This window comes from Microcystis sp. M015S2, from assembly GCF_020245945.1.
In the GTDB taxonomy this organism is placed as follows: domain Bacteria; phylum Cyanobacteriota; class Cyanobacteriia; order Cyanobacteriales; family Microcystaceae; genus Microcystis.
This window is the reverse complement of the sequence record NZ_JADBTX010000035.1, coordinates 1-11,795: the sequence shown is the minus strand read 5'-3', so window position 1 is coordinate 11,795 and position 11,795 is coordinate 1. Positions and strand designations below refer to the sequence as shown.

General features: G+C 45.4%; 10 protein-coding genes, 1 tRNA gene, 2 pseudogenes and 1 riboswitch. Of the genes and pseudogenes, 7 read left to right on the top strand and 6 right to left on the bottom strand.

The genetic code is table 11. The features are described from left to right. Positions 1-136: 136 nt before the first annotated feature. The 3 genes from IM473_RS07915 to IM473_RS07905 all read right to left on the bottom strand — a co-directional run bounded on the left by IM473_RS07915 (position 137) and on the right by IM473_RS07905 (position 2,228). Complete coding sequence (locus tag IM473_RS07915) at positions 137-511, bottom strand: hypothetical protein (protein WP_287660378.1); 375 nt, start codon at positions 509-511, stop codon at positions 137-139. A gap of 42 nt (positions 512-553) precedes the next feature. Beyond that, entirely contained in the window at positions 554-1,441 is an 888-nt protein-coding gene (locus IM473_RS07910; protein ID WP_159296883.1) for an alpha/beta fold hydrolase, read from the bottom strand. Between the two features lie 79 nt (positions 1,442-1,520). Further along, entirely contained in the window at positions 1,521-2,228 is a 708-nt protein-coding gene (locus tag IM473_RS07905) for an SIMPL domain-containing protein (RefSeq protein WP_287660377.1), read from the bottom strand. Positions 2,229-2,562: 334 nt separating this feature from the next. On the opposite strand from IM473_RS07905, the gene IM473_RS07900 reads away from it, so the two are divergent. Further along, positions 2,563-3,510: an RpnC/YadD family protein gene (locus tag IM473_RS07900; RefSeq protein WP_004268193.1), complete on the top strand. Its 948-nt coding sequence runs from the start codon at positions 2,563-2,565 to the stop codon at positions 3,508-3,510. Positions 3,511-3,675: 165 nt separating this feature from the next. Here IM473_RS07900 and IM473_RS07895 read toward each other — a convergent pair. Next, positions 3,676-3,798 (bottom strand): annotated as a pseudogene (locus tag IM473_RS07895) (PEP-CTERM sorting domain-containing protein); the annotation flags it as partial. 1,195 nt (positions 3,799-4,993) lie between these two features. Here IM473_RS07895 and IM473_RS07890 point away from each other — a divergent pair. From IM473_RS07890 to IM473_RS07875, 4 genes are all read left to right on the top strand, one after another. Further along, entirely contained in the window at positions 4,994-5,596 is a 603-nt protein-coding gene (locus tag IM473_RS07890) for a Uma2 family endonuclease (protein ID WP_287660376.1), read from the top strand. Positions 5,597-5,769: 173 nt separating this feature from the next. Further along, positions 5,770-5,904, top strand: a riboswitch (cyclic di-AMP (ydaO/yuaA leader). Positions 5,905-6,011: 107 nt separating this feature from the next. After that, positions 6,012-6,851 (top strand): nitrate ABC transporter permease, encoded by an 840-nt coding sequence (gene ntrB, locus IM473_RS07885; protein WP_287660375.1) that lies wholly within the window; start codon positions 6,012-6,014, stop codon positions 6,849-6,851. A gap of 4 nt (positions 6,852-6,855) precedes the next feature. Further along, complete coding sequence (locus IM473_RS07880) at positions 6,856-8,259, top strand: CmpA/NrtA family ABC transporter substrate-binding protein (RefSeq protein ID WP_287660374.1); 1,404 nt, start codon at positions 6,856-6,858, stop codon at positions 8,257-8,259. 9 nt (positions 8,260-8,268) lie between these two features. Then, positions 8,269-9,105: an ABC transporter ATP-binding protein gene (locus tag IM473_RS07875; RefSeq protein ID WP_287660373.1), complete on the top strand. Its 837-nt coding sequence runs from the start codon at positions 8,269-8,271 to the stop codon at positions 9,103-9,105. 102 nt (positions 9,106-9,207) lie between these two features. Here the strand turns inward: IM473_RS07875 and murA are convergent, their stop codons facing one another. Next, positions 9,208-10,521 carry a UDP-N-acetylglucosamine 1-carboxyvinyltransferase gene (gene murA / locus IM473_RS07870; protein ID WP_287660372.1) on the bottom strand — a complete coding sequence of 438 codons (1,314 nt, stop codon included), beginning with the start codon at positions 10,519-10,521 and terminating at the stop codon, positions 9,208-9,210. Positions 10,522-10,712: 191 nt separating this feature from the next. Here murA and IM473_RS07865 point away from each other — a divergent pair. Then, positions 10,713-10,796, top strand: a tRNA-Leu gene (locus IM473_RS07865). Between the two features lie 62 nt (positions 10,797-10,858). Then, positions 10,859-11,656: a TrmH family RNA methyltransferase gene (locus IM473_RS07860; RefSeq protein ID WP_287660371.1), complete on the top strand. Its 798-nt coding sequence runs from the start codon at positions 10,859-10,861 to the stop codon at positions 11,654-11,656. Here IM473_RS07860 and IM473_RS07855 read toward each other — a convergent pair. Continuing rightward, positions 11,657-11,795: pseudogene (locus tag IM473_RS07855) on the bottom strand (IS630-like element ISMae25 family transposase); the annotation flags it as partial. It lies immediately after the preceding gene.

The following is an 11,795-nucleotide window of genomic DNA, read 5'->3' as shown; positions in this document are numbered from 1 at the left end:
CTGAAATGGGGCGAAAGTCTGTGGACTCTGTGTAAGACAGTACATGGTTTTTTAACTGTGGTATGCGACGGTGGTGGAAGCAGAAACTTAAATCGTGAGGTTTAGGAATCGCCGCACTTTTAGGGCGGCGAGGATGTCAACTGTTAAGACCGCAGTTTCCCCGCGACCAACCCCATTCTTCCACTCCCACGGAAATTTGCGAACCGGGACGGACATCTCCTTTGGATAAGTCTATCAGAGTGACACTGACTGCGGCGAATAAACTGCCCCGATAAATCGGCTGTCCTTTGTTGTTGGTATTTTTAAAACTAAGGCTAGAAACTTGGGGAGGTTGACCGGAGCGCGTCCAGCGAATGCGCTCAAAACGTCCATTGATAAATTCTGCTGAATAGGACCAACCGTTATTCATGCGGCCTCGACAAAAAAGCTGTTGTGTGGCCACAGTAGCAGGAATATTGACAGATAAACTCAGAAGGCTGAAGGTAGCGAGAGCGATCGGCAAAAATTTCATAAAAGTTGGCACTATAGGGTCAAATAATCCTATTATAAGTTTTTAGTTCGCAAATTTAACTATCGCGGCCGCGGTAAGTTCCGGTTTTTCGAGGTGGGGAACATGACCACAGCGAGGAATCCAAACCAGTTGATTATTGGGTAAGGCCTGCTGAAATATCTTCGCGTCTTTTGTGCCTAAAATTTGATCGTTTTCTCCCCAAATAATCAGCGTTTCTCGGTTTATTTGGCTTAATTTCGGCAAAAATGCTCCATAACCGCCACTTTTGGTAAAGGAGATTAAAGCCTCACTCCAGTGGGGACAATTCAGGTGCAGATTGGCACAGGTGCAAGCATCAACAGTGGCTAAAGTTGCATCAAAATAGGCAGTACGACTGATATTTTGACGCACGCGGGGATTGGCTAAAAAATTAGTTGCCCACTTATCGAGGGGAGAAAACATCAATTTACCCAAAACTGGGGGGTTAGCTAGTCCTGCGCTGTCAATCAGGACTAATTTTGCCACTATTTCCGGGTAGGAGAGGGCAAAATCTAGGGCCACTGCACCCCCCATGGAAGCACCGACTAAAATTATCGGTTCTGCGATCGCAGTTTGCCAGAAATGGTAAAGATGGCTTTTAATAGTTTTCGGAGATACTTGTAAATCTGGGTATCGCTCAGTAAAACCGAAGCCGAGTAGATCTATCGCCCAAGTTTCCCTATTTTGGGCGAGTAAGGGTAGTAAACGCCGAAATTCCAGCAGGGAACTATCAAAACCGTGCAGGAGAACAAAGGGCGGTTGACCTTGCCCTTGTTGACTATAGGTGGTTAGAATCGATCGAGGATAGATGGGGCTATCGATGGCAATTTGTTGGATATTTTCGAGGAGAGCAAGGGAGGTATCTTCACTCAATCCCTCCCTAACAGTGGGTAAAAAGTTGGGATAATTCACGGATGAGGGCGAAAGTTTGATGAGGCAACAGGCAAGAGGCAGTTAGATATGTGTAATTAATTGTGTCTAGCTACAGATGTTAATAGCTAATTTCGAGGGTGACAGCAGCGCGCAGGGTTTGTTCCCCTCCGATAACCGGGCTACTGGCAGCATCGGCACTCCGAAAAACCGCTTCTGAGCGGGCTATTGGCACGGGATTACTGGTATTACCCACTTGGATAGAAACCGTTTCTTTCGGCACTAAACCGAGGGCTTGTAACACGATTGTAGCCTGTTCTCTAGCTTGTTCCGTGGCTTTGATGAGAGCGGTTCTTTGGGCAGCTGCGATCGCTGATTCTCCAGCAGTAAAACTGACCCCATCGATGCGTGTTGCCCCGACTTTGACCGCTTCATCGATTAAACTCCCCGCTTGGGCTATATCAATCTGAAAACTAATCAAATTAGCCCCGATATAACCGATTAAACGTCTTTGATTGTTGCTGAAGTCATAATTGGGCTGTAAACTAATGCCGGTGGTTTCCAATTTTTCCACTTGACGGGAACGGAGAAATTTAACCACCGCATCGCTACGATTGGCGGTTTCCCGCTGCACCTTGCCCGCTTCTTTGCCTTGAACTTCTACCCCTAAGCGCACTATTGCTTGAGAAGTGGCGATATTTTCTATTCCTTCTCCCGTTACGGTAATTGTCCTCAATTCTCTTTCGTTTGCGTAACTAGGCATAACTAATCCGGTGTTGATGAGGATAAGGGACAGCAAAAAAGCCAAGCAAAATTTTCTGTAATTCATGAAAAATCCGTAGCGATCGATACTATATTTCGATTCTAGCCTTTATTTTGGGCAATTGAGTGGAAGATTATCCCTTTTCTGTCACTTTCGGAATATTGGTGACTAAGCTCTGGGAACTTGAGAAGGGGCCTTTAAGCAATGAGTGTGAAGAACCACAGAGACACAAAGAACACAAAGACCGATCGCTATTATATAAGTTAAACTTGTTACACAAAGAATAAGATATCCGATTGGTTCGCACACTGGTGCTGTTGATTAAAAAGATAAATTCTCAAAACTTGCTATGATCTAACAAGATTGTTAATGCACTTTCTCGGCTTAATTATCCCCTGCAATGACTCGCCAAATTCACGACCAATTTGCCAAGGAATATTTAGAAGAACTCTTAGCGTCTCTAGGGACGATTAAAAAGAGCAAGAAAGTCAAGAGTGAAGTTCAAGAAATCGATGTCTGGTTTGAACCAGCCAGTTCAGCATCAAGGACTGAATTACCCTTGGGCATACTCGCTAAAATGGCGGCGACTTGCTGCTTATTTGAACCCTTCCGTAATCCTCCCTCCGAGGTAGAGATTCGCAGTTGCATCTCAAAGTTATATGCGGTTCATGGCGAGGTCTTGAGGAAGGCGAAACGGACAAACAAAACTCTAACAGAAGCTGAACTACCAGTTCTCTGGATTTTAACGCCTACTTTTTCAGCGAGAATGATTGAAGAAGTCGTGGGAATCCCCCCTTCATTCCTACCAGAAGAGGGGATGAAAGAGGAGTGGGGAAAAGGAGTTTATTTTTCCCCTAGCCTGTTCAAAACAGGAATTGTCGCCATCCATCAATTACCAGTCAATGAGGAGACTTTATGGTTGAGGGTGCTAGGAAAAGGAGGGACACAGAAACGAGCAGTAGAAGAATTAGTGCAATTGCCTGAAGGTAATCCTTTCCAAGAGAATTTACTGGAAATTCTGGCCAACTGGCGCAAGAGTTTGGAATTAAGAGATAATTTAAGTGCCGAAGAACAGGAGGACATTATGAACCTATCACCAGCTTATTTACAACAACGAGAAGAGTGGAAACAAGAAGGGATACAAGAAGGGATACAACGAGGCAGTTTAGAAGGACAACTATCCCTGATAACCAGTCTTCTGGAAGGACGTTTTGGCAGCCTAGATGCAGAATTATCTGGTCTGGTGGAACAGATTGCCCAACTTCCTATCTCGGAACGCACCGGGTTACTTCTTTCTCTGGCTAATTTATCTCGCTCAGAACTATTAGAAAGATTCAGGGAAAATTAAACTTTCAATCCCCCTAAGCTAGGAAAAACTATCCCCAAGCATTTATGGTAGTTTATCTGCTGAATTATGCTCAAATCTCGCTCGCGGAACAGTTAACAATCAACTGACAACTGATAAAACCCCCTCCAATTAATGAAGGGGAATTGTGGGATTTTATTGATGGTATTAAGATACTTTTGTGGTTTCTTTTTCTGTCGATTTAGGTGTCTTCAATTTGCGCTTGAGGGTTGAAGCTGCGCCTAGAGTGCCGAGGGCGAGGAGGCTGAGGGTGGAAGTGGGTTCAGGTACAGTTTCTACATCTGGCGCAAGAGCTTCTAGTTTATCTCCAAACGTATAAACTAAGTTTTCTTGAGTCGGCTCTAGTGTAAGACTAAAAAGAAATTGATCGTTTAATACTTCATAGTTTCCTGCATTCCCACTAAAGGCATTAACTATACGCTGTCCAATCACGTCGTTAGAATCGCTAAATGATAAAGAAAAGAATGAATTGCTTGTTCCAAGACTTATATTAGGCTCAATAATTCCACTTGAATTGGATTGCTCTATGTCTATCTGATAAAGGTCTATTGCTGATGCAATAGAGTCATTAAAAAAGTTAAATGGATCAGATATTTCTCCTGGTGCTACTCTTGCATTTAAACTGATTTTTGGATTGTCTGCAATACTTGGAACACGAGGAATTCCATCAAACTTTGTTCCAGAAGATAAAAATACATCTAGGGTAAGGGTAGAAAAATTGGTAAATCCTGGACCAATGGTTAATGGATCAGATAAAGCTACTGTCATAAAAACAGGTAAGTTTTCTGCTTGACCAGGAAAAATACTTGCTCTCACGCTAGATATAAAATTAAGATTACCACCAGCATCTTGTACTAAGTCTGAACGAACTTGACCTGAGCCGTCTGTACCGTGTAGTTCAAAGAAAAATCGAGCATCGTCCTCATATCTGTGTTGTAAACTTTTAAATCCTAAATCATTCGCTATTAATGGAGGATGAGCAAAGAAAAGATAAAATGTACCCGTTGGTACTATACCGAAAATTTCGAGATGTGGCTGTCCTATTTGCCTACTCATTAAAGTCCTGTTAAAAGAAGTGACAGTCGTGGCGGCAACCAGAGTAGTTGTTAAGAACAAGTAGGAAGAACTTAATAAGCTTCCAAGTACCAGGGTTTGCAAAGATTTTCTAAACATCACTTTCTAATAAAACTAAATGCGATCGCCCTCCCTCGCAGCCAGGTCAAGCAACAACCCAACCCAACACCAAAAGCGGATAGCAAAACAATACACATTCCCCCCCCCCACAACTGTATCCTAAGCTACAGTTTTATAAATATTTACATTCCTCTCCGTCAGGCTTCTTGGGACAGGTTAAGAGCGATCGCCTTCTATCTTTTAGTATTCAATAATGCCGATGACAAGAGCTAAGTTAAGATTGAAGGGCATTCAGTTGTTAACTCATGTAATTCTTGAGTAGGGCGAAAATATGACGACACTACTTGTGCAAGCGACCTCGGCTCCTTTGATGATTGATCTTCCTTGGATTATGCCGATGACGGAGGAGCAGTTTTATGAATTTTGTTTAGCCAATCGAGATTTACGCATTGAACGCAGTGCCAGTGGAGAAGTGATCGTTATGCCTGCTGCTTTTTCAGATACGGGTAATCGCAATTTTAATATAGCTGTGCAACTGGGGAGTTGGTCAGAACTAGATGGAACGGGGCTTGGGTTTGATTCTAGTGCGGGTTTTACGCTGCCCAATGGCGCGACTCGTTCACCGGATGCTGCTTGGATTAAATTAGAACGCTGGAATGCTTTAACAGAAAAACAAAAAGCCTCTTTTGCCCCCATCTGTCCCGATTTTGTCATTGAATTACGTTCTGCTAGTGATACAGTATCCAGTTTGCAGAAAAAGATGGAAGAATATATTGCCAATGGTACTTTATTGGGTTGGTTAATCGATCGCCAAAATCGCCAAGTCTATATTTATCGTCCCCATCAAGAACCGGAGATTTTAAATGCTCCTGAAACCATTAGTGGTGATCCAGAATTGCCGGGGTTTGTATTAGTAATGGCTAAGATTTGGTGAATGCGATCGCTGCGGACTCCTGTTATGAATTATGAATTATGAATTGGGGAAGTGGGGAGTGGGTTTTTAAAGTTGGATTGGGAGTTAATCATACTGTTAAAAAATGATTTAGTATCAGGGGCGACCGGGATTTTCCCACAACTCGATCGAATGTGTTATCATTCTTGGCAAATAGAGTAAGTCAGCCTAATTCAACCGTGGTGTGTTGAAGCGGAGGAACCGAATTTGGGGCGCATTTCAGTCAATGAAAAGGACATCTCTCAGTCCTAGCCCGTCAGCTAACTTCGTCGGCATTGGGGGAAGACTGAAGGGAAACAGAATAGGAGATATTCCTGCAAATATTCTGACTCTTTCAGGATTCTTGGTTGGTACTGCTCATTATCTGTACCTCGATCCTTATACAAGGGTAAATAACATGAATATTGCGGCTATTTTAGTCGCTGGGCGTGCCACAGGCAGGCAAGCGAAAGCTTGGCTGTTTAAGGATGTGGTACTGTATCCGGCGATGGGTTTTATCGGTCTGATTACGCTCTGGTGGGTAATTGCGACTTTCCGAAGTGAATTGATGCCCAATCCTTGGCAGGCCTTGACTAGCAATCTCGATTATATTCTCCATCCCTTCTATCGTCGCGGTCCGGGCAATCTCGGCATCGGTTGGCTATTGCTGGCCAGTTTGCGACGCGTCTTAATCGGTTTTCTGTTGGGAGCATTAGTGGCTATTCCGGTCGGGTTTCTCATCGGGCTATCCCGGCCGGCTATGCTCATCCTCAATCCGGTCATTCAAATTCTACGCCCCGTTTCCCCCCTAGCTTGGCTACCTATCTCTCTGGCCATGTTTGGAGTCGCGGAACCCTCGGCCATTTTTGTGATTTTCATCACCTCCCTCTGGTCAACGATGATTAATACAGCACTAGGAGTCGGTAGTGTACCCAAAGACTATATCGATGTGGCCAGAGTCCTAGAAATGCCCAAATATCGCCAGATTTTAAAAATTATCCTCCCCGCTAGTTTGCCTTACATTTTTACGGGATTGCGCTTAAGTTTAGGAATTGCTTGGTTAGTCATTGTAGCCGTGGAAATGTTAACCGGAGGTGTGGGAATCGGGTTTTTTCTCTGGGATGAGTGGAATCGATTAAACCTTAGTTCCGTCTTTCTGGCGGTGATTGTCATTGGCGTTACCGGTTTAATCCTCGATTACCTAATTAGCCGTTTACAAGTCCTTGTCACCCATCGTCCCGCTAAACTGGGCAGTTAATACCATGATTCGCCCCATATCTAGACGTACCTTCCTTCAGGGATTGGGGACGACTTTGGTTACTGGTAGCCTGACTGCCTGTACTATCAACGCCAGTCGCAACCCGACGGGATTAACCGAGGCAGCCCTAGCCGTAACCCCGATTATCGATCCGAAAACCCTAGAAAAACCTAACCTCACCGTGGGATATGTCCCCGTCAATGATTGCGCCCCCTTCGCCGTCGCCTGGGAAAAAGGCTTTTTTCGCAAGTATGGACTGAATGTCACCCTCAGTCGGGAAGCAAGTTGGGCGAATTCCCGTGATGGGATTATCTTCGGACGCTTGGACGCTTCTCCCGTGGTCTCCGGGGCGATTACCAATGCGAGGACGGGGGCAGAAGGGGCGCGGGTTGCCCCTCTGTGTGGGGCGATGACTATTCATCGTCACGGCAACGCTATGACCATGAATCGGCCGATGTGGGATTTTGGCCTTCGACCTTGGCAAGAGTATAATGGCGATCTTGAGCAAGCGGGACGGCAACTGCAAGCCTATTTCCAGAGTATCCCCCCGGAAGAGCGCATCTGGGCGGTGGTCTTGAGTTCCTCCATCTATGAATACTTCCTGCGTTACCTGACGGCATCGATGGGCATTAATCCGATCGAAGAATTTCGTCTTTTGATTATTCCGCCGCCGCAGATGGTCAACAATATGCGTATTGGCACAATGCAGGCTTATATGGTGGCCGAACCCTGGAACACTAGGGCGATTAGGGGTAACGAAGGGGTCGGTTTTACCTTTGCCCAGGGACGGGAAATCTGGCAAGGACACCCCGATCGCATTCTAGCGGTGATGGAGTCTTTTATCGAAGAAAACCCGAAAACCTATCGCTCTTTAGTCAAAGCGATGATTGAAGCTTGTCAGTATTGCGATCGACCTGAAAATCGAGAGGAAGTAGCGACGATCATTTCCGGGCGCTCGTTTACAGGGGCAAAACCACAATTTACCCGCCCCGGCATCGTTGGGGATTACAACTATGGCGGTTTCGATGATCGAAAACGTCTGGTTGAGGATCTAGCGACGACAATTTTTTTCGCCATGCCGAAAGATATTGCCAAGGCCGATCACGATCATTCTACCTTTCTCTGGCAATCCGAAAGTCTTTGGTTAATCACCCAAGCCGCTCGCTGGGGACAGATTGCTGAAATACCCAAAAATGCCGAAGAAATAGCCAAAAAAGCTTGGAGAACTGATTTATACCGTCAAATCGCCGACGATATGGGTATTATTTGTCCCAGCGAGGATTATTACGTTGTACCAGCAAGGTCTTTTATTGATCAAAAAGCTTTTGATCCTAGCGATCTCGTTGGTTATCTCAACAGTTTTGAAATTCGCGCCAATTTACCTCAATTCTTTTATTTGCAGGGATAATTAATTATTATGGCTCAATTCTCCTCTGTTCCTAACTCGATCTCAGGTTCCTTTTCTGGGGAGGAATTTTTAGAGATTAAAAATATCGTTAAAGCTTACCCTAAAGCTGATGGCAGTAATTTTGTCGTTCTCGATGGGGTCAATCTGACTATTGGTTCCCAAGAATACATTTCGGTGATCGGTCATTCTGGTTGTGGCAAATCGACGCTTTTAAAAATTATCGCTGGTTTAGAACAAGCCTCCTCGGGACAAGTCACTTTAGAAGGAAAGTTAATTCGTCAACCGGGGGCCGACCGCATGATGGTTTTTCAACATTATTCTCTTTTGCCCTGGTTGACAGTGCGAGAAAATATTCGTTTGGCGGTGGATGAAGTTCTTAAAAGTGCTAGTAAAGTTGAAAAAAATAGCCTTGTTAATGAACATTTAGCTATGGTGCATTTAACGGCCGCTGCTGATAAATATCCCGAAGAAATCTCCGGCGGAATGAAGCAGCGGGTGGGCATCGCTCGCGCTTTGGTAACTCGACCGAAAATGCTATTGATGGATGAACCTTTTGGGGCTTTAGATGCTTTAACTAAGCGAAAATTACAACAGGAAGTGCTGAAAATTTGGGAGAGTCACCGGCAAGCGGTGATTATGATTACCCATGATGTAGATGAGGCAATTTTCATGTCCGATCGCATTGTTTTAATGACCAATGGGCCCCATGCTAATATCGGTGAGATTTTAACGGTTCCTTTTACCCATCCCCGGGATCGTCACGCCATGCGAGAAACTCAAGAATATTATGATTTAAGAAATCATGCTCTCGATTTTCTAGAGCGTTATTTTACAGCAGATGAATAGGCGGTGAAAAAGTCAGATAATATCTGTCGGGCCGAAGCATTCGGATAGGAAATCTCCGGTTTCAGCGATAGGTTATTGCCCGAATGCTTCGCCCTTTTTCTATTAAGATTGGGTCAGGGTAGCCAATTCTAAGGCTAAAGGATCAACCCGGCGTAAATTTGCCCCTAATGCTCTTAATTTACCCTCTAAATTATCGTAACCTCGATCGAGGTGATGGAGTCCCTGCACAATAGTAGTCCCCCGGGCTGCCAATCCTGCTACCACCAAAGCTGCCGAAGCGCGTAGATCCGTGGCCATCACCGGCGCCCCGGAGAGGAAAGGCACACCGCGCACTAAGGCCACATTTCCTTTGACCTTGATATCTGCTCCCAGACGCTTTAATTCCGCCACATGACGCAGGCGATTTTCAAAAACCGTCTCATTAACCACGCTACTGCCCTCGGCTAAAGTTAATAGAGCCATAAATTGGGCCTGCATATCCGTGGGAAAACCGGGATAGGGCAGGGTTTCGATATCGGTGGCTTTTAAGTCTTTAGGGATAATCCGGAGACGATTAGGGCCATCTTCCACTACTTCCGGACCGATTTCGTGCAGTTTGGCAATTACCGAAGCTAAATGGCTGGGAATCACGGGATAAAGACTAATTTCTGAGCGGGTAATCGCCCCAGCTATCAGTAAAGTCCCGGCTTCAATGCGATCGGGAATGATATTGTAATCGGTACTGTGCAGACGGGAAACTCCCTCGATGACAATTGTATTGGTCCCGGCACCGCGAATTTTTGCACCCATGGAAACACAAAAATCGGCTAAATCAATCACCTCCGGCTCCTGGGCCGCATTACCGAGAATGGTTTCCCCGAACGCTAAAGTCGCCGCCATCATTAGGGTTTCCGTCGCTCCCACACTGGGATAATCCAGATAAATATTCGCCCCTTTCAGACGACCATTACCTTTAACGCGGGCGTGTACCATGCCGCCATCGATTAATACATCTGCACCCATTGACTGTAGGCCTCTAACGTGCAGATCTACTGGTCTGGCCCCAATGGCGCAGCCGCCGGGGAGGGGAACTTTTGCTTCTCCTAAACGGGCTAAAATCGGTCCAATGGCAAAAAAACTGGCTCGCAACTGGGAGACGAGATCGTAGGGTGCTTGAGCTTGTTTGAGGTCTCTGCCATCAATCTCTAGTCTATCTCCGGTGCGACGGACTTGCACGCCCAAAGCCGAGAGAATTTGACTCATCCGCTCGATATCGGCCAGGGCAGGTACATTACTAATCTGGCACTCTTCGGAGCAGAGTAAAGCCCCGGCCATAATCACTAGAGCGGCATTTTTGGCACCACTGATCTTGACTTCACCCTTGAGAGAGTGACGACCTTGAATTTCTAAATAGGGATGCTCGGTATCGATGGTCATAGGATCATTCATTTATCTTAGTTGGCAGTCTTGGCTAAGGAGAGCTTCGGCAAAATGACACTGAATTTTATCAGATTTTTGAGGAAATTATTGGTGATTCTACCCCGAAAAGCGATTTTTGTCTTAATTATCTGAACTATCTTGACTTATGGATTGTCCGATAGTATAATAAAAGATTGTGAAAGAAAAATGCGGAACTGGCGGAATTGGTAGACGCGCTAGATTCAGGTTCTAGTGTCTGCAAAGACTTTCGGGTTCAAGTCCCGAGTTCCGCATTATCTCCCTCAAGACGCAGTTGTTTAGGGTAGCCCTAGCGGGGTGAAAAATCCGATTGGCTATGATTAGCAGTGTTCAAAACCCTTTAATCAAGCAAATTCGCAAGCTACACCGCACTAGAGAGCGACAGGAGCAGAATTTGTCCTTAATTGAGGGAACCCACTTACTAGAGACGGCTTTAGCCGTGAATTGTTCCCTAGAGACGGTTTGTTATACTGAAAAGTGGCAGCAAAGACAGGGACAATTAGCAGAGAAGCTTCCAAATCAAGCGAAACGAGTCGAGATAGTTTCCCCGGAAGTCCTCGCTTCCCTAGCAACAACGGTTAATCCCGATGGTGTGATTGCCACTATTGCCCGTGATCACCTTCATCCAGTCCCCCAAAATCCGCTACAATTGGGCTTAGTTTTGGAAAGATTGCAGGATCCGGGTAATCTCGGCACTATTATCCGCACTGCCGTGGCTACAGAGGTACAGGGTATCTGGTTAAGTCTCGATAGCGTCGAAATCGATAACCCCAAAGTGATCCGCAGTTCCGCTGGGGAATGGTTTCGATCGCCCCTGGTGGTAGAATCGGATTTATCGGCTTTAGTGAAAAAATATCAAGCACAGGGGGTAAAAGCGATCGCGACTTTACCCACAGCCACCAAAAGCCATTGGGAGATTGATTTTACCCGTCCGACTTTAATATTATTAGGCAATGAAGGAGCCGGTTTATCACCCCAATTAGCGACTTTAGCCGATGAAACGGTGAAAATTCCCCTCTTTGGTGGTGTGGAATCTTTAAATGTTGCGATCGCTACTGCTGTCATCCTCTACGAAGCTAGAAGACAATTATCCTACAGTAGTGGACTGTTTTAGCTAATTTGGTGCAATAGATTCTCCCGATTCCTCTTCCTCAAACACAGGATAAAGATGTTTCAGCTTGACCCTAGCATCGCTGGTCGTAAACGTCCATATTACTGTAGATGCAGTCTGATTACGTTCTTTTTGCCATGTT